A 26,195-nucleotide genomic window follows, 5' to 3' on the forward strand; every position below is an offset into this window, starting at 1 on the left:
GTGGTCGGAGCATTCGAACAGGCGCTGCTGGCGCTGATGATCTTTGTCATCATGTTGGGCATGGGCGCATCGCTCACGCCGCGCGATTTCTACCTTGCCCTGCGGCGTCCCTATGGGTTGGCCATCGGGGTGATCTCTCAATACGGGTTCATGCCCTTTATCGGGTTCCTGCTGGCGACCTTCCTTGTGGTGCCGGAAACCATCGCGCTGGGCATTCTGATCATGGCCTGCATGCCCGGTGGCACCACGTCGAACATCTTTACCTATTTTTCCAAGGGCAATCTGGCGCTTTCGGTCTTGATGACGGTTACGTCCACGGTAACGGGTGTCATCATGATCCCGCTGGTGCTTCTCCTTTATGCCTCGGCGCTGAACCTCGAAATACCGCGCGAGAACATCATCGCGACGCTGGTTCTGTTGTTGGTGCCGGTGGCGATCGGGATGGTCTTGCGCAAGATCAGCGCGAACGTGGGAGCGGTCACGGAGTTTTTCGGCTCAGCCTTGGCGCTGTTCTTCATCCTGTTCCTGATGGTCAGCTGGATTCCACGCAATTGGCAATTCCTGTTGGAAACCACCCCCAACACTTACATCGCGTCCATCGGGCTGGGTGTCTTCGGCATCACCATCGGTTACCTCTTCGCCCGTGCGCTGCGGCTGCACCCGCGCAATGCCCGCACCGTGGCGTTGGAGACCGGCATCCAGAATGGGCCGCTGGCCATCGCCATCATCGTGTTCACGTTCCAAGGCACCGAGGCGCAGGCGATTATGGCAGTACCGGTGCTTTATTCGCTGTTCATCGTGATCGTCTCGACCTGCGTCACGCTGATCTTCCGACGCGCCAACACGGCGGCGGAACAGAAAATCCCGGACAGTCTTCTCTGAAAGAGTTGCATTGCCCGCAAACCCCGCCTATACGGCGCGCTCTACCCCGTGCGGCCGGTCGAATTGGCATACCGAGTCGCGCGCAAACCGATCTGAAGACAGGAGACGGAAATGCCGAAGATGAAGACGAAGTCGAGCTGCAAAAAGCGGTTCAAGGTGACGGCCACGGGCCGCATCAAGGCGGGTCAGGCCGGCAAACGCCACGGCATGATCAAGCGCCACAAGAAGTTCATCCGCGACGCGCGCGGAACCACCGTGTTGTCCAAGGCTGATGAGCAGATCATCAAGCCGATGATGCCCTACGCGCGCTAAGGAGGAATTGATATGTCCCGAGTAAAAGGCGGAACCACAACGCACGCCCGTCACAAGAAGGTCATCAAGGCCGCCAAAGGTTACTATGGCCGCCGCAAGAACACCTTCAAGGTTGCACGTCAGGCCGTCGACAAGGCGAACCAGTACGCCACACGCGACCGCAAGAACCGCAAGCGCAATTTCCGCGCCCTGTGGATCCAGCGGATCAACGCCGCTGTACGGATGCACGACGAAGGCCTGACCTATTCGCGCTTCATCAACGGCCTGACGCTGGCCGGGATCGAAGTGGATCGCAAGGTGCTGGCCGATCTGGCCGTTCACGAGCCCGAAGCCTTCGGTGCAATCGTGGATCAGGCCAAGGGTGCCTTGGCCGCGTAAGCGACAGAGAGTTAGAATAGAAAAAGCCCCGCCGGATCAGCGGGGCTTTTTTGTTTCCAAGCCCTGTGTTTTGCCATCTGCGTTTGGCGAACCCGAATCCGCCGATCCTGCCGACCGACCAAAGTTTCCCTAGCGTCAAATCTTTCGCATTGGCACTGTTGTTCCAGTTCACAAGAAACTGGGAGGAAACCATGCTTGATTCTTCGCTGGCCGATCAGACGCAGGCCTTTCTCGACGATTTCGGCAAAGCGCTTGAACAGGGCGACATCGCCCGTGCGCAGGAGATGTTCGTCGGCGACTGCTATTGGCGCGACCTTGTCACCTTCACCTGGAACATCAAGACGGTGGAGGGCAAAGATCAGGTCGAAGATATGCTCAGGCATCAGCTTTCCACGACCAAGCCGCGCAATTGGGCATTGGCCGAGGGCGAAGTGGTGACCGAAGACGGTGGCGTCACGACGGCGTGGATCACGTTTGAGACCGAAGTCGCGCGTGGATATGGGCTGATCCGTCTGCGGGATGGCAAGATCTGGACGCTGTTGACCACGATGGTCGAACTCAAGGGACATGAAGAGCCAAAGGGTTTCGGCCGCCCGCTTGGGGCCAAACACGGCGCAGGTAAGAACCGGGAAACATGGGCCGAAGAACGCGAAAGAGAAGCTGCCGAGCTCGGCTATAGCAAGCAGCCCTATACGCTCATCATTGGCGGCGGGCAGGGCGGGATCGCGCTCGGTGCGCGGCTGCGGCAGCTTGGCGTGCCCACGATCATTGTCGAGCGTAACGAACGGCCCGGCGACAGCTGGCGCAAGCGCTACAAGTCGCTCTGCCTGCACGACCCGGTCTGGTACGATCATCTGCCCTATATCAAGTTTCCCGAAAACTGGCCGGTCTTCGCGCCGAAGGACAAGATCGGGGACTGGCTCGAGATGTATACCAAGGTGATGGAGCTCAACTACTGGACCCGCACCACCGCCAAATCCGCGAGCTATGACGAGGACAAGAAGGAATGGACCGTCGTCGTCGACCGAGACGGCGAGGAGGTCACGCTCCGGCCCAAACAGCTGGTGATGGCCACAGGCATGTCTGGCAAGGCACGCATTCCGGATTTCCCCGGCATGGACAGCTTCAAGGGCGACATGCACCATTCTTCGCAGCATCCCGGGCCAGACAAATACAAGGGCAAGAAATGCGTCGTGGTGGGGTCGAACAATTCGGCGCACGATATTTGCGCCGCGCTTTGGGAGCACGATGCCGACGTGACGATGGTGCAGCGGTCCTCCACCCACATCGTGCGATCCGACACGCTGATGGAAATCGGTCTTGGCGATCTTTATTCCGAACGGGCGGTCAATGCCGGCGTAACCACGGAAAAGGCCGATCTCATCTTCGCCTCGCTTCCTTACGCGATCCTGCATGAATTCCAGATCCCGGCCTATGCCGCGATGAAAGAGCAGGACAAGGAGTTTTATGAGGGGTTGGAAAAGGCGGGCTTCTGGCTGGATTGGGGCGACGACGACTCGGGCCTCTTCATGAAGTACCTGCGCCGTGGATCGGGCTATTACATCGACGTGGGCGCGAGCCAGCTCATCATCGACGGAGAGGTCAAGCTAAAGCGCGGTCAGGTGACCGAGATCGTCGAAGACGGTCTGATCCTCGACACCGGCGAAAAGCTGGACGCTGACCTGATCGTCTTCGCCACCGGCTACAATTCGATGAACGGCTGGGTGGCTGACCTGATGGGGCAGGACATGGCCGACAAGGTGGGCAAGGTCTGGGGTCTTGGCTCGAACACCACCAAGGATCCCGGTCCCTGGGAAGGCGAGCAGCGCAATATGTGGAAGCCGACGCAGCAGGAAAACCTTTGGTTCCACGGCGGCAATCTGCACCAGTCCCGGCATTATTCGCAGTTCCTGGCGCTGCAACTGAAGGCGCGCATGGAAGGGATACCGACCCCGGTCTATGCGCTGCAGGAGGTGCATCACCTGTCCTGACGCACCGGATGCCGCGGCCTGCGCCGCCCACGCATACGTGAACCCTGCGCGCTGGACACTTGGCCCGCAGGGCATAAACCGACTGTCATGATCAATCGACGTATCTTCATCGCCGCCTCGGGGTCAGCTCTTTGCATGCCCTTCATCGGTCGCGCTCAGACCGATGATCTTCGGTCGGCCATCGCAGAGTTACCGCAACTCCATTCGATCCAGATCAGCCGTGGCGCGGATACGCTCTTCGCCGAGGCGCCGCGCGGGCCGGGGCTGGAGCGCCTCGCCAACATCAAATCCTGCTCGAAAAGCGTTGTCGCGCTCTTGCTGGGGGCGGCCATCGACCGGGGGGAGGTGCCGTCTGTCTCTGCGCCTTTGTCGGATGTCGCGCCCGGAATATTACCGGCCAACGCTACGCCCGGAGCAGGAGACATCACGCTGGAAGACCTCGTGACCTTGCGGGCAGGGCTCGAACGCACGTCGGGGCCAAATTACGGTGCATGGGTCAATTCCCGTAATTGGCTGGCCGATGCCTTGTCCCGTCCGATGGTCGCCGAACCGGGGGGGCAGATGCTCTACTCCACCGGCTCGACGCATATCCTTGGCGCTGCCTTGACCGAGGCGACGGGGCAAAGCCTGCTGGCGCAAGCCCGCGAACGGCTGGGCAGACCGCTCGGCATCGAGATCCCGCCGTGGACGCGTGATCCGCAGGGGTACTACATGGGGGGCAACAACATGGCCCTGAGCCCGACCGCGATGCTCAAGATCGCCAAGCTGATGCGCGATGACGGGCGGTACGACGGTGAGCAGATCATCCCACAAAGCTGGATCGCCGCCTCGACGGTGCCCCATGCAAGATCGCCGTGGTCCGGATTGGCCTATGGCTATGGCTGGTTCCTTTCGCCCTCGGGCTACACTCTGGCGCGCGGCTATGGCGGTCAGATCATCGCATCTCACAAGGAGCGCGACCTCGCAGTGGCGATCACCTCTGATCCCAACCAACCTGCGCGGTCGGGCGGGTACTTCGGCGATCTCATGCGACTTCTCGAAGGTCCGGTAATGGCGCTCGCCTGAGGCGACACCACTTGCCTTCGCCTGCCGCGCACGCAACATGGGCCAAAGACCCGTTTTGCGAGGCTCAGATGCCAATAGCCCCTCTCTGGTTGCTTGTCGCCCTTCAGGCCACCGTGTCCGCCGCCTCCATGGTGGTGGAGATCGTCGCGGGGCGCATGCTTGCGCCCTATGTGGGCATGTCGCTCTACACCTGGACCTCGGTCATCGCCGTGGTTCTTGCGGGCTTTTCAGCGGGGCATTGGTGGGGTGGGCGATTGGCGGACCGGACGGGGATCAACCCCATGTCCGCGACCGGCTGGGCTCTTGTGGCTGCGGCTTTGACCACGGCATTGGCAAGCTTTGCGCTGCGTGCGTCGGCCGAACCGGTGCTGACCGCCTTCCCGCAGCCGGTCTGGGGCATCACAGGCCTCACGCTCGCCGCGTTCTTTCTGCCGTCGCTGTTCGCAGGGATCCCGGCGCCGCTTCTAACGCAGGTGTCGCTGTCCGGTCCGTCCCGTCAGGGGCAGGCGCTGGGCGCGATGTTCGCCTCGGGGGCCATCGGAGCGATTGTCGGCACGCTTCTGGCGGGCTTCTTCTTTATCTCGTGGCTGGGAAGCCTTTGGACGCTTGCCACGGTCACCCTCGTCTACAGCGCGGGCGCCGCCTTGTGTTTCGTGCTGGCCAGACGCGCCCGCACGCTGCATGCCGTGACCTTGCTGGCGCTTGTCGGGCTCGCCGGTGCCACGGCGTTTTCGCCGAACCCCTGTCACGTCGAAAGCCGGTATTTCTGCCTTCAAAGCGTCGATATCTCTGCCGATCCGTCGCGCGTCACCCGGGCCATGGTGATCGACCACATGGTGCATGGGATTTCGGCGGAGAACGCACCGGATGTGATGTTCACCGACCATGCCGCGATGCTGGATGCACTGGCCCGGCTGCGCGCGCCGAACGCGACGCCGTCACGGTTCCTGATCGGTGGAGGCAACTACGCGCTGCCCCGTGCGTTTGCGCAGCGCGGACTGACCACGACAACCGTCGCCGAGATCGACCCCGCCGTGACGGAACTGGCCGCGCGCGACTTCTGGTTCGATCCAACGACCACGCGCGTGCTCCACATGGATGCGCGTCGCGCGCTTTTGACCGATGAAACGCGCTACGATGCCATCCTCGGGGACGCGTTCACCGACGTGGCCGTGCCGCAGCACCTCGTCACACAGGAATTCTTCAGCCTTGTCCGGTCGCGGATGACACCCGACGGCAGCTACCTGATGAACGTCATCGATTACGCGGACCGGATGCAGGCGATCGGTAGCGTTGTCAAAACCCTCCAGACGGTGTTTCCGGTGGTCGAGGTCTGGGCCGAAGCCCGTCGTCCCGAACTTGGCGAGCGTGTCGTCATGGTGATTGCGGCGGGCATGTCGGAGACCTCCGTCGACAGCTTCACCGTTCCGGCGCCGGACCGCACCACCTTTGCAGCGCTCGGTCCCGGATTTGTCGATCAGATCGCGGCGGCGGGCACGCTTCTGACCGACGATTACGCGCCGATCGACCGGCTTGTCGGGCCGCGCGATTGAGGCGCCTACACTGAAACCCCGGTTTTCCAGCCCCAGAAAGAAGGGCGCGCTCCATTGGGGTCGTCTTGCGTCCCTGCACCGGGGCGGCTAGGGAAAGCACGACACGAGCCGGAGGGTGACATGGACGATCTGCGCGACAAGTATATTGGGCTGATTGCGGCGGCGGACAGCGAAGCGGCGCTGGAAGATCTGCGCGTGCAGGCCGTCGGCAAGAAGGGCGAGATCAGCCTGAAAATGCGCGAGTTGGGCAAGATGAGCCCCGAGGAACGTCAGGTCGCCGGTCCTGCGCTCAATGCATTGAAAGACGAAATCAATTCGGCTCTGGCGGCGAAGAAAGCCGCCCTCGAAGATGCGGCGCTCGATGAGCGTCTGCGCGGTGAGTGGCTGGACGTGACATTGCCCGGCCGGACGCGGCGCATGGGCACGATCCACCCGATCAGCCAAGTGACCGAAGAGGTCACGGCGATCTTCGCGGATATGGGCTTTTCCGTCGCCGAAGGACCGCAGATCGACACTGACTGGTACAATTTCGACGCGCTGAACATTCCGGGCCATCACCCTGCGCGGGCCGAGATGGACACGTTCTACATGCACCGTGCCGAGGGCGACAACCGCCCGCCGCACGTCCTGCGGACCCACACCTCGCCGGTGCAGATCCGGTCGATGGAAAAGACCGGCGCGCCGATCCGTGTCATCGCGCCGGGCCGCGTCTACCGCGCCGATTACGACCAGACCCACACGCCGATGTTCCACCAGGTCGAGGGCCTTGCCATCGACAAGGATATCTCCATGGCGAACCTGAAATGGGTGCTGGAGGAATTCGTGAAGGCGTATTTTGAGGTCGACGATGTCGAACTCCGTTTCCGCGCCTCGCATTTTCCCTTCACCGAACCCTCGGCCGAGGTGGACATCCGCTGTTCCTGGGAGGGTGGGTCGCTCAAGGTGGGCGAGGGCGATGACTGGCTCGAAATCCTCGGCTCGGGCATGGTGCATCCCAAGGTTTTGCAGAACGCAGGCGTGAACCCTGACGAATGGCAGGGCTTTGCCTTCGGCATGGGCATCGACCGCATCGCAATGCTGAAATACGGCATCCCCGACCTGCGCGCCTTCTTCGATTCAGACCTCCGCTGGCTGCGCCACTACGGCTTCGCCGCTTTGGACGTGCCGACGCTGCATGGGGGGCTGAGTGGGTGAACAGAGAACGAAAGTTTCACTATCTAGAAGTGAACCGTGGCCGCTATTTGTGTCTTAGGCATGGAGGTTTTTGCGATGGATCCGACGGCTATCAAAAATGTTGCCCTGCCTGCAGTAAATCTGTGAAAGGTTTCTACTCGCACGTCATTCCAAATAAAATTGATCGCATTTTGCACTTAGTAAATGGCCTACAAGGGAGGTCGAAACGTAACGTTGCCATGGTATCGACACTAGTGGCTGGCGTTGCGGCATTATCGGTGTTGGGAAATTCTGACAACTTGCCAGAATTAATCAAAATGGCTGATAGGTGCAGCAATGCGAATACTTGGCACGGAATTGTTCAAGTTAGCGTAGCTGCTCTTATTGCAAGCATAGGATTTTTTGCTGCCTCAATGTCGCATATTCCACAAGTTAAACAGGGGAATTTAGGAGAAAAGACAATTGGGGAATGGGAAAAGCTACTTGTAAAGGAATTGGAGAAACTGGAGCTCTTGTCTTGGCTCGGTGGGTCTACATTCATAGTAGCGGCATTTCTTCTCTTCATTTCAGTTTTCTTGCCTGTTTTTTGCTGAGGATCAAACTATGAAATTCACCCTCTCCTGGCTGAAGAAACACCTCGACACCACCGCAACCGTGGACGAGATCACCTATGCCCTGACCGATCTGGGCCTTGAGGTCGAAGGCGTCGAAAACCCGGCGGATAGGCTCAAGACGTTTACGCTGGCTAAAGTGAAGCACGCCGAGCAGCATCCCGATGCCGACCGGTTGCGCGTCTGCACCGTCGAGACCGACGAGGGCGACAAGCAGATTGTCTGCGGTGCCCCGAACGCGCGGGCGGGGATCACGGTTGTGTTGGCCAAGCCGGGCGACTACGTGCCGGGCATCGACGTGACGCTCAGCGTCGGCAACATCCGCGGCGTCGAGAGCCACGGGATGATGGCCTCCGAGCGCGAGCTTGAACTCTCCGACGAACATGACGGTATTATCGAACTGCCGTCCGGCGAGGTAGGCCAGAAATTCATCGATTGGCTGGCCGAAAACGACCCCGCCAAGGTGGATCCGGTGATCGAGATCGCCATCACCCCCAACCGCCCCGACGCCCTGGGCGTGCAGGGTATCGCCCGCGATCTGGCGGCGCGGGGGCTTGGCAAACTCAAGACACGTGACGTGGAGCCGGTGCCTGTCAGCTTCACCGCCGACACCAAGGTGGTGATCGACGACGACACGCTGGACGGATGCCCTCTGTTCTGCGGACGCATCATTCGTGGTGTCAAGAACGGCCCAAGCCCGCAATGGCTTCAGGACGCGCTGCGCGCCATCGGGTTGCGCCCGATCAACTTTCTTGTCGATGTGACCAACTATTTCACCTACGACCGCAACCGCCCCTTGCACGTCTTCGATATGGCCAAGGTGACAGGCGATCTGCGCGTACACCGTGCTGCGGGTGGTGAGGAATTGTTGGCGCTGGACGGCAAGACCTACACGCTCCAACCCGGCCAGATGGTGATTTCCGACGCCAAGGGCCCGGAGAGCATCGCCGGTGTCATGGGTGGTGAAGAGACCGGCTGCACCGACGAGACCACCGATGTGTTCGTCGAAAGCGCCTACTGGGACCCGATCCAGATCGCCTATACGGGCCGTGCGCTCAAGATCAACTCGGATGCGCGCTACCGGTTTGAACGCGGTGTCGATCCGGCCTTTACGCCCGAAGGTCTGGAACTTGCCGTGCGCATGATCGTCGATCACGCAGGCGGCGAGGCGTCCGACCTGATCCAGGCCGGAGCCGTGCCCGACACCTCCCGCGCCTACAAGCTCGATCCGGCGCGGGTGATCTCGCTTGTTGGCATGGAAATCCCCGAATCCGAACAGCGCCAGACACTCACCGCGCTTGGCTTCCGTCTTGAGGGGAACATGGCGCATGTGCCGTCTTGGCGCCCCGATGTGATGGGCGAGGCCGACCTCGTGGAAGAGGTCGCGCGCATCGCATCGCTGACCAAGCTTCAAGGCAAGCCGATGCGCCGCACCGATCCCGGTGTGCCAAAGCCGATCCTGTCCCCGATGCAGCGCCGCGAACGCGCTGCGCGGCGGACTGCGGCCGCGTTGGGTTACAATGAATGCGTCACCTACAGCTTCATCGACAAGGCCGCGGCAGAGCTGTTCGGCGGCGGTGATGATGCGACCATGCTGGCGAACCCGATCAGTTCGGAGATGAGCCATATGCGTCCCGCGCTCCTGCCGGGATTGCTTCAGGCCGCAGCCCGCAACCAGGCCCGCGGTTTCATGGACCTGGCCCTGTTCGAGTTGGGGCACGCGTTCCACGGCGGTGAACCCGAGGAGCAGCACCTGCTGCTGTCCGGTCTGCTGATCGGGCGCACCGGTCCGAAAGATGTTCACGGAACGTCACGTGCCGTCGATCTCTTCGACGTCAAGGCCGATGCCGAGGCGATCCTCGCAGCGATGGGCGCACCGGCCAAAACACAGATCCTGCGCGGGGCAAGCGATTGGTGGCATCCGGGACGGCATGGCATGATCTGCCTCGGTCCGAAAAAGGTGCTGGGTGTGTTCGGCGAATTGCATCCGAAGGTCGTCAAGGCGATGGACATCAAGGGATCGGCTGTCGCCTTCACCCTCTGGCCGCAGGACATCCCGATGCCCCGCAAGACCGGTGCGACGCGCCCGGCGCTGGTGCTCAATGACCTGCAAGCCGTCGAACGGGATTTTGCCTTTGTCGTCGATAGCGACGTTGCCGCCTTGGATTTGATGAACGCAGCGGCCGGTGCGGACAAGGCGCTGATTGCGGACGTGCGGCTCTTCGATGAATTCATCGGCGGGTCCTTAGGCGAGGGCAAGAAATCCCTTGCCATCACCGTGCGCCTGCAACCGACAGGGGGCACGCTCAAGGAAGCGGATATCGATGCAGTGGGCAAGAAGATCGTTGAGAAAGTGTCCAAGGCCACCGGCGGCGTCTTGCGCGGCTGACGGCTCCTAAGGAGACGGAGATACCTATGTATACGTCTGCGAAGTTCTGGGATCGCATCGCGGACAAATACGCGGCATCGCCGATCCGCAATCCCGAGGCCTATGAGGCGACGCTGGATCAAGTGCGTGCGCTTCTGAAGCCAGAAGACACAGTGCTGGAGTTGGGCTGCGGCACGGGGTCAACGGCCTTGGCGCTGGCACCCAGCGTGGCGCGCATCGTGGCCACGGACGTGTCCGAAGCGATGCTGGGCAAGGGCCGCGAAAAGGCACGCGGCCAAGGCACGACCAATGTCGAGTTTCGCCAGGCGGATGCAGCGGATGCTCCCGATGGGCCGTTCGACGCGGTGCTGGCGTTCAACCTGCTTCACCTTCTCGAAGACATGGACAGCGCCCTCGATGAAATCGCCGCCCGTACCAAGTCGGGCGGGTATTTCGTCTCAAAGACCTTTTGCATGCCGGAACGTCGCAACCTGATCTGGTGGTTTATCCAAATCGGCCTTCCCATCATGCAGGCCGTCGGAAAAGCCCCCTATTTCGCCAAGCTGACAACGGATGACCTCGACGCGGCGATCCGTCATGCGGGGTTCGAGATCATCGAGACCCAGATGGCACCCGGCAAGGATCCGCGGCGGACAGTTGTGGCCCGTCGGGTGGATTGATTGGCTTTCTTCCCGATCCGCGCTACCCCTTTCATCAACAGAAAAGGAGAAGTCCCATGGGATTGAAGGTTTATCTGTCCGGAGAAATCCACACCGACTGGCGTGAGCAAATCATCGAGGCGTGCAAGGGTCTTGATGTCGAATTCGACAGCCCGGTCACCGATCACGCCGCAAGCGACGATTGCGGGGTCGCGATCCTTGGGTCTGAAAACGACAAGTACTGGCACGATCACAAGGGAGCGATGGTCAACGCGATCCGGACCCGCAAGGGGATTGCGGATGCCGATGTCGTCGTTGTCCGGTTCGGTGAGAAATACAAGCAATGGAACGCCGCGTTCGACGCCGGGTATGCCAGCGCGCTGGGCAAATCGCTCATCATCCTGCAACAGCCCGAGCACGACCATGCCTTGAAAGAGGTGGACGCGGCTGCCTTGGCCATGACGCGCAGCCCGCAAGAGGTCGCGCAGATCCTGCGGTATGTGCTGACGGGCGCGCTGCCGTCGTGATCTGAGGCGTGCGAGCCGCATTTTGCGGCACATATCCGCAAATTCCCAGTGGATCGTTTCCAAAAACGTGACAATGGCTTCGGCGATGCTATCAGATTTGCATCCCGGGCCAGCGCGCCGGGCAAGCCAACACGAGGGAAACGCGTAATGATTCAAGAATTCAAGGATTTCATCGCCAAGGGCAATGTCATGGACATGGCTGTCGGCATCATCATCGGGGCCGCATTCACGGCGATCGTCACATCGTTGGTGGGGGACATCATCAACCCGATCATCGCCCTGTTCACGGGCGGGATCGACTTCTCCGGCTGGTTCTACACGCTGGATGGCAGTGAATTCGCGTCGCTTGCCGCCGCGCAAGAAGCCGGCGCCCCGGTCTTTGCGATCGGCAGCTTCATTATGGCCGTGATCAATTTCCTGATCATCGCCTTCGTGGTCTTCATGCTGGTCAAGATGGTCAACCGGATCAAGGAAGCTGCGGAAAAGCCGGACGATGTCGCGCCGGAAGTGGAAACGGGTCCGAGCGAACTCGACGTTCTTCTGGAAATCCGGGATGCTCTGAGCAAGGGCTGATTTGCCGACACTACGGCTGCCAGCCTCGCGCCGGACCGATTTTCAGGCCTTCGCCGTGATGTGTGGCGAAGGCTTTTTGCATCAATTACCGGGTGTGAGTTTATAGATCAGACCCTCGTCGACCGCCGTGTAGAGGCTGCCGTCAGGCCCCGATACAACCGAGCGGAACCGCCCCGGTTCCATCGGCAGCGTCAATTCGGTGACATCCTCGACGGTCATTTCGTCGGTCAGTTCGATCACGTCGATCCGCTGGCCCAGCGGAGTGCCGCCAAAGCCGATACCCATGATGCCGACAACCATCGCGCCGTCCCAATCGCCCCACTGCTCACCTTCAAGAAAGGCCGCAGAGGACGTACCTTGTGACCAGCCGTTATTGTCCCAGATCGGTGGCATGGCGTCCGGATAGGTCTCGAGATCGGTCATCGGCATGAAGGTTGCGCGCTCATAGCGGTTCATGCCCTCCATCTGGTTCGGGCTATAGCCACAGTAATTGTCCGGGCACTCACCGCGACCTGCCATGTTCGGACGCGGGTCCCAACCGGCATTGCCACCGTTTCGGAGAACCGTGATTTCGTCTGAATGCCAGGGTCCGTGTTCCGCGACGATCGGTGTGCCGGTTTCGGGGTGAAAGGCGATCCCCTGCACGTTGCGATGCCCGTAGGTGTAGGTGCGCTGGTCAAAGCCTTCCGGCGGCGCGTTTTCTGCGGCTGCGTTCCCGTCGGTGTCGATCCGGAGCACCTTGCTGCCCATAAGTGTCGGGCTTTGCGGGATCTCGCTGTTGTGATTGTCGCCTGTCGTTAGATAAAGATAGCCGTCCGGTCCGAAACGCACGCGCCCGCCATTGTGGGCGCCGGTGCCTCCAAACGGGTGATCCGTCGCTTCCATTTTATAGGGCACATCCTCGACGATATCGGTGCGGTCCGACACGTCTGTGAAGTCCTCGCTTACTACCAGCCGCATGAGACGGTTGGTATGCGGCGTCACCATATTCGAGGTCGAGTAGACGTAGATTCGACGGTTGTTTGCGAAATCGGGATCGATAGCGACACCCATCATTCCGGCCTGGCCGTCGCAAAAGAGATCTTCGGCAGAGCTGGCATACCCTTCGGCATTGGACATGCCCAAAAGGGCGTTCACCTCACCAGATGGCATGAGGACAGATAGTCCATCGCATTTCTCGGTGAAAAACATGGTTCCATCGTCGAGAAATGCCATATCCCACGGCTCGTCGAGATCGGACAGCACAACCGTGTGTTGCAGGCTGGTTGTGTTGACCCCGGTCTGCGCGGAGGCCTGCGATCCCGTGATGAGCGCGGTGGCGAGCAATGGCGCGATTGCAAGTGTGGCGGTGCTTTGAAGTAGATGGCCCATAATATCCTCCCTGATTTATGGATGCCCAAACTCGGTGCGTTTGGTTGACGCATCGTCACTTAGGCTACTCAGAGGTAGGGCAAAATCCGAGTCTATTCAATTTCTCATGCAACTTTGCGTATAGTCCTCGCAAACATTTGCCGCCAGTCGCGCGACCGGCGGCGGATTTGAAGATCAGGTCATCGCCAGAATGTCTTTGGGTTCGGTCACGTCCAGTCCCAGAGCTTTGCCGACTGCCGCATAGGTCAGCTTGCCCGCATGGACGTTAAGTCCGGCGAGAAGATGCGGATCATCGGCGCAGGCCTGTTTCCACCCCTTGTCGGCCAGGGCGAGCATGAAGGGTATCGTTGCATTCCCCAAGGCGATGGTCGATGTGCGCGCCACGGCCCCGGGCATGTTGGCGACGCAGTAATGCATGATGCCGTCGACCTCGTAGACCGGGTTTTCGTGCGTGGTTGCCTTGGAGGTTTCGAAGCACCCACCCTGATCGATGGCCACGTCCACAAGCGCGGCGCCGGGCTTCATCGTTGCAAGGTCGGCCCGGCTGACCAGTTTCGGAGCGGCCGCCCCGGGGATCAGAACGGCGCCTACGACCATATCGGCCTGCGTGATCATCTCGGCGATGTTGGACTGGCTCGCGTAGCGCGTGCGGAACGTACTTCCGAACATGTCATCGAGATAGCGCATGCGCGGAAGAGAGCGATCGAGAACGGTCACCTCAGCGCCCATCCCAGCGGCGACACGGGCCGCGTGCGTGCCGACAACGCCACCGCCAATGACGACGACCTGCGCGGGACCAACCCCGGGCACACCGCCCATCAATACGCCGCGCCCGCCATTTGCCTTTTGCAAGGTCCACGCACCGACCTGAGGCGCAAGCTTTCCGGCGACTTCGGACATCGGAGCAAGCAGGGGCAGACCACCGCTCGCATCGGTGACAGTTTCATATGCGATACAGGTCGCGCCCGATGCGATCAGGTCATGTGTCTGGTCGGGGTCTGGTGCGAGGTGCAGGTAGGTGAACAGAAGCTGGCCTTCGCGCAGCATCTTGCGTTCTTTCGCCTGAGGTTCCTTGACCTTTACGATCATGTCGGCGGTCGCGAACACCTCGTCGGCGGTGTCGATGATCTGCGCACCGGCGGCGCTATAGCTGTCGTCATCGAAACCCGCGCCAATGCCGGCGCCTTTCTGGATCAAGACGGTATGGCCATGCGCCACCGCTTCCTGTGCCGCGCTCGGAGTGATGCCGACGCGGAATTCCTGCGGTTTGATTTCTGTGGGGCATCCGATTTTCATGGTGAACTCCTCCGATTGATGTTCTGGGAATAATACGTGGGTCACGATGCAATTTTGTCTGGATATGCGGCGTTTGCCCGGTCATCTTGCGAAGAAGCTTCGAATACTGAGCCATTTTGCAGGAGATTTCTGATATATGGCCCTTGATGACATGGATCGTCGCATCCTGCGTGTGTTGCAACGCAAGGGCCGGATCTCGAATGCCGAACTGGCCGAGTCGGTAAACCTGTCCGCCTCTGCCTGTCACCGGCGGGTGCAGCGGCTCGAGGCGGACGGATATATTCGCGATTACGTGGCGCTCTTGAACGCGCGCAAATTGGGAATGCCGACCACCGTGTTCGTCGAAATCAAGCTGAGCAGCCAGGCGGATGATCTGCTTGAGGCGTTCGAGAAAGCGGTGTCCCGGGTGCCGGATGTGCTGGAATGCCACCTGATGGCCGGAACCGCCGACTATATCCTCAAGGTCGTCGCCGAGGACACCGAGGATTTCGCCCGCATTCATCGACAATACCTGACACGCCTTCCGGGGGTGGCCCAGATGCAAAGCTCATTCGCCCTCCGCACCGTTTTCAAAACCACTGCCCTTCCCGTGTGACCTTGTGCTGGCCGACGTCGATGCCGAGGTCGCGAAGACCGAACAAATGGGCGGCGAAATCATGCGCGATCCCTTTGATGTGCCAGGCATCGGCCGCATCGCAATCGTGAAGGACCCCGCGGGCGCGATGGTCGGGCTGATCACTGAGGCAGCGCCAAGCGAAGAGACCATGTCCGAAGGCTGATTTGTGTCTCGGAACTTGTCTTGTTAAACTGCGTTTATGCACCGGAGCACCTGCCTGAACGGCGGCCTCCACTTATTCATTCCCCGACATATGGAGCATTCATGACCCAGGCAAAAACGGGCGATACCGTTTCTATTCATTACACCGGCACATTGGCTGACGGTTCGACCTTCGACAGCTCGGCCGGCCGCGACCCCTTGGAATTCACCGTCGGCGCAGGACAGATCATTCCTGGCCTCGATCAGGCGATCGCCGGCATGGCCGTCGGCGACACGAAAAAAGTCGACGTGCCCGCCGATCAAGCCTACGGACAGCGCGACCCGAACGCGCAACAAGCCGTCCCGCGCGCTGACATCCCGGCCGATATCCCGCTCGAGCCCGGCACGCAGTTGCAAATGCAGACACCGAGCGGACAGGTCGTGCCCGTGATGGTCGCCGATGTGAACGAGACCGAGGTGACCCTCGACGCGAACCATCCGCTGGCGGGTCAGGATCTGACCTTCGACGTGGAAGTCGTCGAGATCAAAGCGGCCTGAGGGTCTTTCCGGTTTCGGATCGGCTGTGCCGATCCGATCCGTGCGAGGGGCTCTGCCCCTCGCACTCCCCGAGGCAAGTGTGTTTATGCGTTTGTCGCATATGGTCGGTTGTCTCGGATCATTGCGTTAAGAATGATGACGAGTTTGCGCGTGACAGCGATGATGGCTTGCTTTGGAGCCTTTCCGTTTTCTTTCAGTCGCTCAGCGAAGGCTCGTAAACCGGGATCAGATCGAGAGGCACTCAAGCCGGCCATATACAGGGCATCTCGCAGGCTTTTGCGGCCGCCGCCGATGCGCCGTTTGCCGATGCGCGTTCCGCTATCACGGGCCATCGGCGCGACGCCTACAAGTGCTGCGACCTGGCGGGGTGAGAGCGGACCCAGTTCAGGCAATTCCGTCAGCAGGGCGGTGGCCACGACCGGCCCGATCCCGGGCGCACCCCGCAGCACGTGCGCGCGCTCTGACAAGTCGCGGGAGGCTGCGATGCACGCCTCGATCTGCCTGGAAAGCACGGCCACTTCCTCCTTCAAGACGTCCAACACGCGTTGGATCGAACGCCTCGTCTGTGGATCTGTGGTCTGCGTCCAGCGGACCTTCTCGCGTTTTGCATCCTCGACCAATTGTCGGCGGCGCAGCTGCAAAGCCTTGAGATGCAACATCTCTTCGCTGTCGGGTGGACATTCCGGCAGGTCCAGCCGCTGCCCCATCTCGCGCAGAACCTGCGCGTCGACCTTGTCTGTCTTGGCCAGCCGCCCGAGCGAGTTGGCAAACGCGCGCGACCGACGCGGATTGACCCGGATCGCGGGCACACCCACCGTCCCAAGAGCCGTCCGCAAAGGCGTTTCACATCCGCCAGACGCTTCAAAAACCACACCCCCGTGCACCGCGCGAACCGCTTGCGCGAAGGCGGTGAGGTCCTTGTTTGAAACACGCTGGTACCCATCTGGACCAGCCACATCAATCCAGGCCTTTGCAACGTCGACACCGAATACATTTTCCATCATACTTCCCCTGTTCCAGTCATACGGGATCGGCGGCAACCGTCCCAATCAAGTGTGCAGGACATCCGTAAGCGGGCGGGGCTCAAGCCTCGGGGCGATGTCAGACCATCAGGTATTTAACGAGCTCCCGCCCGCGACCAAAATACACCGATGCAAACAGACTGGTATTTGGAGCCCAAAGAAGCAGCTTTGGTCAGCAAAACACGCGGCGTCAGCGTCTGCCGCCGGCGAAACGTTCCTGCCATTCCGCGCGTTCATCGTCGCTTATCTTCCGGAACGTTACCTCGGGCACTGCGAAAGCATGTCCGACCGGGAGGGCCTTCACGGCTGAGGCCACATCCTTGGGCCATTCGGCATCTTCGGATTTCATCGCGGTCAGCAGCTGCGCCGAGGCATCCGGAATGAACGGGCTCGAGATCACGGCGTAAAAGCGGATCAGGTTCAACGCGATGCGGATCTGCATTGCTGCTGCGTCTGGGTCTTCCTTGAACGTCGTCCAAGGCGCCACGTCCTGAAGATACTCGTTCCCCAGAACCCAAAGCGCCCTCAAGGCCAAGGCGGATTTGCGGACGTCAATGGCATCCATATGCGCCTCGTAGTCGCGCAAGCCCTTTTCCAGATCGTCGATCAATTGCGCCTCGCGCTCGCCCGGCGTGCCGCCTGCGGGCACTTCTTCGCCGAACTTGGAGCGGCAGAACTTGGTCACGCGGCTGGCGAAATTGCCCAGCACGTCAGCCAGATCCTTGTTCACCGAGCTTTGGAAATTTTCCCAGGTGAACTCACTGTCCGAGCTTTCGGGCGCATGGCTCAGCAGCCACCAGCGCCAGTAATCGGCCGGCAGGATTTCGAGCGCCTGATCCATGAAGACGCCGCGGCCCTGCGACGTGCTGAACTGGCCGCCGTCGTAATTGAGGTAGTTGAAGGACTTGATGTAATCGACCAGCTTCCATGGCTCGCCGGACCCGAGGATCGTCGCCGGGAACGACAGCGTGTGAAACGGCACGTTGTCCTTGCCCATGAACTGCGTATAGCGCACATCATCCGCGCCCTTGTCGGTGCGCCACCAGCGTTCCCAATCGGCATCGCTCTTGCCATGCGCCTCGGCCCATTCGCCCGCGCAGGCGATGTACTCGATGGGCGCGTCGAACCAGACGTAGAAGACCTTGCCTTCCATACCCGGCCAGTCCTCCTCGCCTTTCTTGACCGGGATGCCCCAGTCCAGATCGCGGGTGATGCCCCGGTCCTGAAGGCCGTCGCCATCGTTCAGCCACTTCTTCGCAATCGATGTGGTCAGGATCGGCCAGTCGGTCTTGCTGTCGATCCAGTCCTGCAACTTGCCGCGCATCTGTGACTGGCGCAGGTAGAGGTGTTTGGTTTCGCGCACCTCAAGATCGGTCGAGCCAGAGATGGCCGAGCGCGGGTCGATCAGGTCAGTCGGATCGAGCTGCTTGGTGCAGTTCTCGCACTGGTCGCCACGGGCTTTGTCGTACCCGCAGTTGGGGCAGGTGCCTTCGATATAGCGATCCGGCAGGAAGCGTTTGTCGGCGTGCGAATAGACCTGCTTTTCGCTGACTTCGCGGATCAATCCGGCATCGGCCAAGCGCCCCGCAAAATGCTGGGTCAGCTTGTGGTTCTGCGGGCTGGAGGAACGACCGAAATGATCGAAAGACAGGCGGAAGCCCTTGGCCAGTTCCGCCTGAACCGCCCACATCTCGGCGCAGTAATCGGCGACAGGCTTGCCTGCCTTCGCGGCAGCCAATTCGGCCGGGGTGCCGTGCTCGTCGGTGGCGCAGAGAAACATCACCTCGTTGCCGCGTGCACGCAGGTAGCGGGCGTAGAGATCGGCGGGCAACTGGCTGCCCACGAGGTTCCCGAGATGTTTGATCCCGTTGATGTAAGGGATCGCCGACGTGATCAGATGCCGTGCCATAAAACTTGCGCCCGCGTGTTTGTCTGAAGTTCGCGCCGCTTTACCGGATCACAGGCGCAAGTGCCAGAGGATCAGTCCTTTTCCCGGCTGGAGCGCATCAACCGCCCGATCAGGAAGGACGTGCGCGGCGCGTAGACATAGGGTGTCTTGGGCTGGCTGGGGCGGGCGCGCATACGGATCAGGCCGAACACGACTAGCACCGCATGTCCGACTGCGATCATGGCGAAAAGGGCGGGGGGGCCGTACAGCCCCATTAGCACCGATGCCAGATAAGGTGCCGCGATGGCCCCGGTCGCGTACCAGAACATCAAAGCGGCGGACAGTTCGACCCGCTCGTCCGACGACGCGAAGTCATGGGCATGGGCCGCCGCGACGGAATAGATGGGAAAGGTCGTCAGCCCAAAGAATGTCGCCATGAGCAGAACGCCGACCGTGTCGAGGTCAGTCAGGCTGGCCGTGGCCACGGAGGATACGATGGCTGCCACCGACAGCCAGATGAGAACCCAGCGGCGGTCGTATTTGTCGGCCAGCCAGCCGATCGGGTACTGCGCCAGCGCGCCTCCGGCCACGAAGGCAGCCATGAACACCGCGATCTGGTCAAGCGCCAGTCCGACGCCCTGTCCATAGATCGGCCCGACCATTCGGAACGAGGCCGAGGACAGGGCGGCGACGATCACCCCGGCGGCGGCCAGTGGAGAGCGCGCCACCGCAAGCATCGGGCGCAGACGCGGGGCGGATGGGGTGCTGGGCTGTGGGCTCTTGGTCACGACCATCGGCAACAAGGCGGCACAGCACAGGATGGCGAGGATGTTGTAGCTGACATAGGCCGCCGGCGTCAGGACACCGATCAGAAGCTGGGCCACCAGAGAGGCCCCCATATCGACGATGCGGTACAGACCCATCGCGCGTCCGCGGGTCTCGTTCGTGACCTCGGCCTGAAGCCAGGCTTCGATGATCGTGTAGCATCCCGCGATGCACAGGCCCGTGGCGACCCGCATCAGCGACCACGCCCAGGCCTCGGTCAAAAGCATGTGCGCCATGAGCGCGATCGCCCCCAGCGCCGTGAAGGCGGCAAAGGCGCGGGCATGTCCCACGGTGCCCATCAGGCGGGGTGCCCACCAGCACCCGATGAAGAACCCGACGAAATGTGCCGAACCTAAGATACCGATCTGCGCCGTGGTGAACCCCAGAGTGACGCCGGAAATCGCATCGAGCGGGCCAACCCCTCCCGAGGAGAGCTGCAACAAGGCAACGGACAGAAACAGGGCGACGAAAGACAGAGGCAGGCGCATGATCCCAGCGATAGCGCATCGAGACGAGCTTGTGTGCCCTTATCCGACGCTCTGTGTCGTTTCTTCGGGGTCGGGCAGGGAATTTCGCGCGAAATCCGCAGGGTTCGCGGGTATGTCGGGCGACCTTTTGGGGCGCGGTGCGCGGGGCTTCAGGCCTGTGCGCGTGTGCATCATCACCCACTCTCGCGGTGGGGCCATGCGGGCGCGCAGGCGGCTGATGGTCCAGTGTCCCTGACCTTCGTGATGCGCCGGTTCAAGCGACCAGCGGGTTTCGATGCCCGGCGCGCCGCCGTCATCCGGGGTCAGCAGCAGGGCCAGCGGGCGGCACACTCCCCCGCCGCATCCTGCTTCGGCGGCCAGGTGCAGACGGCGCACCGGCACCATCGCGGGCGGTGCGGTCAGATCTCCGACCACCACCGGGGCCTGCCCATCGCGCAGGGCTTCTTCCATTGCCCACAGCAGCATGTCGCGTTTCGGGACCGTGACGAACAGAATCTGGCCGGGCTCCATCAGCTCCGCGATGGCATCGGCGCACAGGGTCTCGGCCGCGCCCTGAACCGTGACCCAGACCACCGGCCCCCCGGTCTCCGCCGCGACGGCGAGCGCCAGAGTGCGGCGTGCCGATCCGCATAATTCGTGCACACGTCCCAGGCGCAACGCGATCTCGGCCTCCCCAAGAGTGACTTCGGGCATGGGCCGGTGCGGGCGGCGTGACAGAAGGGTGGCGGCGGTCTGCATGAGGTGAAGTGTATATGTTCTTATTTTGTTCTCAAGAGATTCGTCGCAGTCCGCGCGCTGCCCCTTGCCACTCCACGGCGCAATTGGTCTGGTGTGCGCGATATCGCCCCCGTTGAGACAAGGACACTTCATTCGTGATCCAGCACCTGCGCGCAGCCTTGCTGACCCTTTGCTTTGCCATTCCGGCGCAGGCTGCCGAGGTGACGGTTTTTGCCGCCGCCTCGCTGGGGGACGCATTGGACGACGCCGCAATGCAGTGGGAGAATGAGACCGGTCACCAGGTGACGATCGCCCTCGCGGGAAGTTCGACACTGGCACGTCAGATCGAGGCGGGGGCGCCCGCGGACCTGTATCTGTCGGCGAACGAAGATTGGGTGTCCTGGCTCGAGGATCGGGGCCGCCTGTTGGCGGATAGTCGACGCAACATCGCGTCGAACCGTCTTGTACTGGTGGCGTATGATCCGGCGCTGGGGTCTGACACCGAGATCTCGGAGCACACAGACATTCCCGCCCTACTCGGCGCGGAGGGCAGGCTGGCCATTGCTTTGCCCGATGCCGTGCCCGCCGGGATCTATGCAAAGGACGCGCTGTCGCGTCTGGGGCTGTGGGACGCCCTCGACCAAAGGCTTGCGCCAACGGACAATGTCAGGGCGGCACTCGCCCTCGTGGCGCTGGGCGAGGCACCGTTGGGGGTCGTCTATGCGACCGACGCCGAAGCGGAACCCCGCGTGCATGTGGCGGGTGTCTTTCCGTCGGACAGCCACGCGCCGATCCTGTACCCCGGCGCCGTGGTCGCCGACAGTGCCGCGCCTGACGTGGCGATGGCGTTTCTTGACTGGCTCGAGTCGGACGACGCACAGGCCATTCTCCAACGGCACGGGTTTCTGCCACCGGAGCCCGTGGAATGACCGACTGGTTGGGGCCGGAGGAATGGCAGGCGGTTCTGCTGTCGGTGAAGGTGTCGTTCTGGGCAACGGTGCTCAGCATGCCGCTTGGCCTCATCTGTGCGATGGCCCTTGCCCGAGGGCGATTCCTCGGGCGCGACGTGCTGAACTGGCTGGTGCATCTGCCCTTGGTGCTGCCGCCGGTCGTCACCGGCTACCTGCTCTTGCTGAGTTTCGGTCGGCGCGGGCCGGTCGGGTCGTTCCTCTATGACACGTTCGGGATCACGCTGGCGTTTCAATGGACCGGGGCCGCGCTTGCGGCGTCGATCATGGCCTTCCCGCTGATGGTGCGCGCCATGCGCCTCGCCATCGAAGCGGTCGACCCAAGGCTTGAAGAGGCGGCGGCAACCCTGGGGGCGAACCGGGTCCGGGTCTTCAGCACCGTGACGCTGCCCCTGATCCTGCCGGGGATCATCGCGGGGGCGGTTCTTGCCTTTGCCAAGGCCATGGGGGAGTTCGGCGCCACGATCACGTTCGTGTCCAACATCCCGGGTGAGACACGCACCATCCCGTCGGCGATCTACGCGTTCCTTCAGGTGCCCGGTGGAGAAAGCAGCGCGCTGCGTCTTGTCGCCGTGTCCGTGGTCATCGCGATCGGCGCGCTGATCCTGTCGGAATGGCTGTCGCGTCGCGTGGCCAAACGGATCTCGGGGGCGTGATGCTGTCGGTCGATATCCGCAAGACGCTCGGTGCGTTTCAGTTGCAGACAGCCTTCGATGCACCCGAGGGTGTGACCGTTCTTTTCGGCAGATCGGGGAGCGGCAAGACATCGGTCGTCAAATCCATCGCAGGTCTTTTGACCCCCGCGTCGGGCCGGATCGCGCTGGGCGCGCGGACGCTTTTCGACGACGGCTCGCGTATCAACGTCCCGGTGCACAAGCGGCGGTTCGGCTATGTCTTTCAGGACAGCCGCCTGTTTCCGCATCTGAGCGTCCGGGACAACCTGTGCTATGCCGCGCGGGTCAGTGATCGGGGCGGGCGGTCTCCCGACCATGTTGCGGATCTGCTGGGGATTTCGCACTTGCTCGACCGGCGCACACATGCGCTCTCGGGTGGCGAGGCACAGCGCGTGGCGATCGGTCGGGCGCTCCTGACCGAGCCTGACATGCTCTTGATGGACGAACCGCTCGCCTCGCTCGACGGGCCGCGCAAGGCCGAAATCCTGCCCTATCTCGAAATGCTGCGCAAAGAGACCGGACTGTCGATCCTCTACGTCACGCACAACATGGCCGAGGTGGCGCGTCTCGCGACCCATATCGTGTTGGTCGAGGAGGGTCGGGTCGTGCGGTCCGGTGCGCCGGACGATCTGCTGACCGACCCGGACATGGTACGCCTGCTTGGCATCCGGGACGCTGGTGCGGTCCTGTCCGCCGCGGTCACGGCGGCACCGGAGGACGGGCTGAGCGAGCTTGCCATCTCGGGTGGCCGGCTGTTCCTGCCCGCGGTCGAGGCCCCTGTCGGTGCCACACTACGGGTGCGTATCCTGGCGCAGGACGTGATCCTGTCCACGACGCGGCCAGAGGGCATGTCCGCGCTCAACATCCTTCCCGTGCGCGTGCTCGCGGTGCGGCGCGGTGACGGGCCCGGTGTCATCGTTCAGCTTCAGGCGGGGCATGACCGTCTGTTGGCTCGGATCACCCGGCGCAGTGCGGATGCCCTGGGCATAGCGGAAGGCACGGAGTGTTATGCGGTGATGAAATCCGTTGCCGTGTCGCAAACCGATATCGCCGTCGGCTTGCAGAGCGGACTTTAGCCGCTAGGTTGCGCGAAACCCGATAAAAGGACCGCGCGATGAAGATGAACCGACTGGGCAAGACCGATCTGATGGTGTCCGAGCTGTGCCTCGGGACGATGACCTTCGGCAACCAGACCCCCGAAGCCGATGCCCACAGGCAGATGGAGATGTCGCTCGACGCCGGGATCAATTTCCTTGATGCGGCCGAGATGTACCCGGTCAATCCGATCGCCAAGGAAACCATCGGCCTGACCGAAGAAATCCTGGGCAACTGGTTCGCGAAAACCGATCGGCGCAATGAGTGGATCGTGGCGACCAAGCATTCGGGCGAGGGCATGCAATATGTCCGCGACGGCGCGCCGATCACGGGTGAGTCGGTTCCCGACGCCGTGGAAGGCTCCCTGAAGCGGCTCAAGACCGATCACATCGACCTCTACCAACTGCACTGGCCCAATCGCGGGTCTTATATGTTCCGCCAGAACTGGACCTTCGATCCCTCGTCGCAGGATCGCAGCGCAACGTTGCAAAACATGGCAGACGTTCTGGGCGCGCTGGGCCGCGAGGTCGAGAAGGGCCGCATCCGCCATATCGGTCTGTCAAACGAAAGCGCCTGGGGCACGATGATGTGGCTTCAGGTGGCGCACGCCATAGTCGGCCCCCGGATGGAGAGCATCCAGAACGAATATTCGCTGATGTGCCGTCTGGCCGACACCGACCTGGCCGAGATGATGGTGAACGAAGAGGTCTCGCTCTTGCCCTTCTCGCCGCTGGCGGCTGGGCTTTTGACCGGCAAGTACCAGAACGGGGCAGTGCCGGACGGGTCACGCATGTCGCTCAACGGGACGCTGGGTGGCCGCAAGACCGACCGCGCGTTCGAGGCGGTAGATGCCTATGCCAAGGTTGCACGGGACGCGGGGCTCGATCTTGCGCTGATGGCGCTCGCATGGTCAGCGCGTCGTCCCTTTGTGGCCTCGTCCATCTTCGGCGCGACCACGGCCGATCAACTGGCGCATCTGCTCAAGGCCGCCGACCTGACGCTGAGTGACGACGTGATGAGCGCACTCGACGAAACGCACAAACAGCACCCCATGCCCTACTGACCCACGGGAAGAACCCGCGCCAATCGCTCATATGCGGTCAGGCGCGGATTCGGGCGTCTTGGGAAGTCATCTGGGGTGGTGCCGCGTACCGCGGTTCTGGCACCGGCGCCTGTCGCAGACCCGTTTTGCCAAGGCGCTCGGGCAGCGTCCGTGACAATGCCCATGCGCCCAGAAGCGCGGTGCCACCGACCGCGAAGAGGGCGGCCAGCGGTGCCACGGACAGAACCACCCACGCCACGCCAGGTGTCAGGATACCGGACACGTCGCGGTAGCTGGAATAGACGGCGGACATTTCCGTGCGCTCGGACGGTTTGACGGCCAACAGGAACGGCAATCCCGCCGAGATATCCAGCAGGATGAGGAAAAACGACCCGCTCATCAGACACAGCACGGCTACCCACGGCAGACCTGATGTCAGCGCAGCGCTGGCGAAGAACAGCGCCGCCACCAGGAAACCCGTGCGCACCGTCTTGCGGATCGACCTGCGCTGCATCCAGCGCAACATGAACGGCGTCACGAACAGTGCCGCGTTCGAGATCGACAGCGCGATTCCGCCAAGCTGATCGCCAAGCCCTGACTGGATCGCGAAGATCGGCAGATAGACCACGTAGACCCACCAGCCGCAGGACCGGATCACAGCGAACAGCCACCCTGCCACCAACCGGGGCTGGGCGAAAAAGCGTGGCAGGTAGCCCAGCGGGTTCGTCGGTGCGGCGCGGCTTTTGGTGATGAGCTTTCCGTTGCCCATCCGCATGGTCAGAAACATCACCAGCATGACAAATGACGCAGCCGCCGAGACAAGAAACGGCGCAGGCTCCCACCAGCGCAGCAGGATGACACCAAGTGCGGGCCCAACCGTCCAGCCCGCCGCGCTGTAGAACATCCGAGAGGTTTCGCATCGCCCCAATTCGATCTTGGCGATGTAATCGAGGACATAGGCGTTGAAACACACGAAAGTGGTCACCGTTGCGATGGACGTCAGGAGCAAACCGATGACCGTGGCCGAGGCCGATCCGTCAATGGCCATAAGCGAGCCGGTGACGAAACAGGACGCGCCAGCCACATAGACCCACCGCCGTGGCAGGAACCGCGCGAGAAACGGCACGAGCAACCCAGCCAGAAGAGACAGGAGGCCGATGAGGAAATAGACCTTCGACACCAGCGCTGCGTCCTGAAGCGCACGATACATCTGCAAGGGAAAGACCGAGATCAACATGCCCCGCGCCACGGCCTCAGCGGCAGCGAGCATGGCAAACCCCCTCACGCTCGGGGCCGGAGCGTGGCGGAGCCATTCGGGTATGCGTCTTTCGTGCATGGCAGGCCTTCGGTGTTGTGACGCGGGATTAGGTCCGATTGGCGGATCCTGCATTGCCGTCTGCGA

The 26,195-nt window shown here is 61.9% G+C and carries 26 protein-coding genes; 19 read left to right on the forward strand and 7 right to left on the reverse strand.

Annotation, left to right across the window (positions count from 1 at the left end):
• From Q1B16_RS16875 to mscL, 12 genes are all read left to right on the forward strand, one after another.
• A complete protein-coding gene (locus Q1B16_RS16875) occupies positions 1–882 on the forward strand; it encodes a bile acid:sodium symporter family protein (RefSeq protein WP_299791460.1) in 882 nt (293 codons plus the stop codon).
• Positions 883–993: 111 nt separating this feature from the next.
• Positions 994–1,194: a 50S ribosomal protein L35 gene (rpmI, locus tag Q1B16_RS16880; protein ID WP_085628113.1), complete on the forward strand. Its 201-nt coding sequence runs from the start codon at positions 994–996 to the stop codon at positions 1,192–1,194.
• Between the two features lie 12 nt (positions 1,195–1,206).
• Complete coding sequence (rplT, locus tag Q1B16_RS16885; protein WP_299791464.1) at positions 1,207–1,572, forward strand: 50S ribosomal protein L20; 366 nt, start codon at positions 1,207–1,209, stop codon at positions 1,570–1,572.
• A 191-nt stretch (positions 1,573–1,763) separates the two neighbouring features.
• Complete coding sequence (locus Q1B16_RS16890; RefSeq protein WP_299791467.1) at positions 1,764–3,563, forward strand: NAD(P)/FAD-dependent oxidoreductase; 1,800 nt, start codon at positions 1,764–1,766, stop codon at positions 3,561–3,563.
• A gap of 87 nt (positions 3,564–3,650) precedes the next feature.
• Entirely contained in the window at positions 3,651–4,628 is a 978-nt protein-coding gene (locus Q1B16_RS16895) for a serine hydrolase (protein ID WP_299791470.1), read from the forward strand.
• A gap of 68 nt (positions 4,629–4,696) precedes the next feature.
• The gene (locus Q1B16_RS16900; RefSeq protein ID WP_299791473.1) at positions 4,697–6,181 is read left to right on the forward strand and encodes a fused MFS/spermidine synthase; all 1,485 of its coding nucleotides are present in this window, start codon (positions 4,697–4,699) and stop codon (positions 6,179–6,181) included.
• 120 nt (positions 6,182–6,301) lie between these two features.
• Entirely contained in the window at positions 6,302–7,375 is a 1,074-nt protein-coding gene (gene pheS, locus Q1B16_RS16905; protein ID WP_299791476.1) for a phenylalanine--tRNA ligase subunit alpha, read from the forward strand.
• A 122-nt stretch (positions 7,376–7,497) separates the two neighbouring features.
• A complete protein-coding gene (locus tag Q1B16_RS16910; RefSeq protein ID WP_299791479.1) occupies positions 7,498–7,947 on the forward strand; it encodes a hypothetical protein in 450 nt (149 codons plus the stop codon).
• A 10-nt stretch (positions 7,948–7,957) separates the two neighbouring features.
• On the forward strand, positions 7,958–10,354 hold the full coding sequence (gene pheT, locus Q1B16_RS16915) for a phenylalanine--tRNA ligase subunit beta (RefSeq protein WP_299791482.1): 2,397 nt from the start codon (positions 7,958–7,960) through the stop codon (positions 10,352–10,354).
• A gap of 26 nt (positions 10,355–10,380) precedes the next feature.
• Complete coding sequence (locus Q1B16_RS16920; protein ID WP_299791485.1) at positions 10,381–11,013, forward strand: class I SAM-dependent methyltransferase; 633 nt, start codon at positions 10,381–10,383, stop codon at positions 11,011–11,013.
• 56 nt (positions 11,014–11,069) lie between these two features.
• Positions 11,070–11,519, forward strand: coding sequence for a YtoQ family protein (locus Q1B16_RS16925; protein WP_299791489.1), 450 nt, complete (start codon positions 11,070–11,072; stop codon positions 11,517–11,519).
• Between the two features lie 147 nt (positions 11,520–11,666).
• Entirely contained in the window at positions 11,667–12,092 is a 426-nt protein-coding gene (mscL, locus tag Q1B16_RS16930) for a large conductance mechanosensitive channel protein MscL (protein ID WP_299791492.1), read from the forward strand.
• 81 nt (positions 12,093–12,173) lie between these two features.
• Here the strand turns inward: mscL and Q1B16_RS16935 are convergent, their stop codons facing one another.
• Together Q1B16_RS16935 and ald are read right to left on the reverse strand one after the other, a co-directional pair.
• Entirely contained in the window at positions 12,174–13,463 is a 1,290-nt protein-coding gene (locus Q1B16_RS16935; protein ID WP_299791494.1) for a PQQ-dependent sugar dehydrogenase, read from the reverse strand.
• A 174-nt stretch (positions 13,464–13,637) separates the two neighbouring features.
• A complete protein-coding gene (gene ald / locus Q1B16_RS16940) occupies positions 13,638–14,759 on the reverse strand; it encodes an alanine dehydrogenase (protein ID WP_299791497.1) in 1,122 nt (373 codons plus the stop codon).
• Positions 14,760–14,895: 136 nt separating this feature from the next.
• Between ald and Q1B16_RS16945 the strand changes: the two genes are divergently transcribed.
• From Q1B16_RS16945 to Q1B16_RS16955, 3 genes are all read left to right on the forward strand, one after another.
• Complete coding sequence (locus tag Q1B16_RS16945) at positions 14,896–15,354, forward strand: Lrp/AsnC family transcriptional regulator (protein ID WP_299791500.1); 459 nt, start codon at positions 14,896–14,898, stop codon at positions 15,352–15,354.
• 4 nt (positions 15,355–15,358) lie between these two features.
• On the forward strand, positions 15,359–15,538 hold the full coding sequence (locus tag Q1B16_RS16950; protein WP_299791502.1) for a hypothetical protein: 180 nt from the start codon (positions 15,359–15,361) through the stop codon (positions 15,536–15,538).
• Positions 15,539–15,639: 101 nt separating this feature from the next.
• Positions 15,640–16,074, forward strand: coding sequence for a peptidylprolyl isomerase (locus tag Q1B16_RS16955; protein WP_299791506.1), 435 nt, complete (start codon positions 15,640–15,642; stop codon positions 16,072–16,074).
• Positions 16,075–16,157: 83 nt separating this feature from the next.
• Here Q1B16_RS16955 and Q1B16_RS16960 read toward each other — a convergent pair whose 3' ends face one another.
• From Q1B16_RS16960 to Q1B16_RS16975, 4 genes are all read right to left on the reverse strand, one after another.
• Positions 16,158–17,075 (reverse strand): IS110 family transposase, encoded by a 918-nt coding sequence (locus tag Q1B16_RS16960; RefSeq protein WP_299791509.1) that lies wholly within the window; start codon positions 17,073–17,075, stop codon positions 16,158–16,160.
• Between the two features lie 211 nt (positions 17,076–17,286).
• Positions 17,287–19,005 carry a methionine--tRNA ligase gene (metG, locus tag Q1B16_RS16965; protein ID WP_299791512.1) on the reverse strand — a complete coding sequence of 573 codons (1,719 nt, stop codon included), beginning with the start codon at positions 19,003–19,005 and terminating at the stop codon, positions 17,287–17,289.
• Positions 19,006–19,076: 71 nt separating this feature from the next.
• On the reverse strand, positions 19,077–20,297 hold the full coding sequence (locus Q1B16_RS16970) for an MFS transporter (protein ID WP_299791515.1): 1,221 nt from the start codon (positions 20,295–20,297) through the stop codon (positions 19,077–19,079).
• Positions 20,298–20,336: 39 nt separating this feature from the next.
• The gene (locus tag Q1B16_RS16975) at positions 20,337–20,990 is read right to left on the reverse strand and encodes a hypothetical protein (RefSeq protein WP_299791518.1); all 654 of its coding nucleotides are present in this window, start codon (positions 20,988–20,990) and stop codon (positions 20,337–20,339) included.
• Positions 20,991–21,169: 179 nt separating this feature from the next.
• Here Q1B16_RS16975 and modA point away from each other — a divergent pair, with 179 nt between their 5' ends.
• Genes modA through Q1B16_RS16995 form a run of 4 tightly spaced genes read left to right on the forward strand, consistent with a single transcriptional unit; the run spans position 21,170 to position 24,814 of the window.
• Positions 21,170–21,943 carry a molybdate ABC transporter substrate-binding protein gene (modA, locus tag Q1B16_RS16980; RefSeq protein ID WP_299791521.1) on the forward strand — a complete coding sequence of 258 codons (774 nt, stop codon included), beginning with the start codon at positions 21,170–21,172 and terminating at the stop codon, positions 21,941–21,943.
• Positions 21,940–22,638 (forward strand): molybdate ABC transporter permease subunit, encoded by a 699-nt coding sequence (modB, locus tag Q1B16_RS16985; RefSeq protein WP_299791524.1) that lies wholly within the window; start codon positions 21,940–21,942, stop codon positions 22,636–22,638. The genes modA and modB overlap by 4 nt, the downstream gene beginning before the upstream one ends.
• On the forward strand, positions 22,596–23,732 hold the full coding sequence (modC, locus tag Q1B16_RS16990; RefSeq protein WP_299791527.1) for a molybdenum ABC transporter ATP-binding protein: 1,137 nt from the start codon (positions 22,596–22,598) through the stop codon (positions 23,730–23,732). Before modB ends, modC begins: the two co-directional genes overlap by 43 nt.
• Positions 23,733–23,770: 38 nt before the next feature.
• A complete protein-coding gene (locus tag Q1B16_RS16995) occupies positions 23,771–24,814 on the forward strand; it encodes an aldo/keto reductase (RefSeq protein WP_299791530.1) in 1,044 nt (347 codons plus the stop codon).
• 37 nt (positions 24,815–24,851) lie between these two features.
• On the opposite strand, the gene Q1B16_RS17000 is transcribed toward Q1B16_RS16995, so the two are convergent.
• Positions 24,852–26,129 (reverse strand): MFS transporter, encoded by a 1,278-nt coding sequence (locus Q1B16_RS17000; protein WP_299791532.1) that lies wholly within the window; start codon positions 26,127–26,129, stop codon positions 24,852–24,854.
• Between the last annotated feature and the right edge of the window lie 66 nt (positions 26,130–26,195).

This window comes from uncultured Marivita sp. (assembly GCF_947488135.1).
GTDB lineage: Bacteria > Pseudomonadota > Alphaproteobacteria > Rhodobacterales > Rhodobacteraceae > Marivita.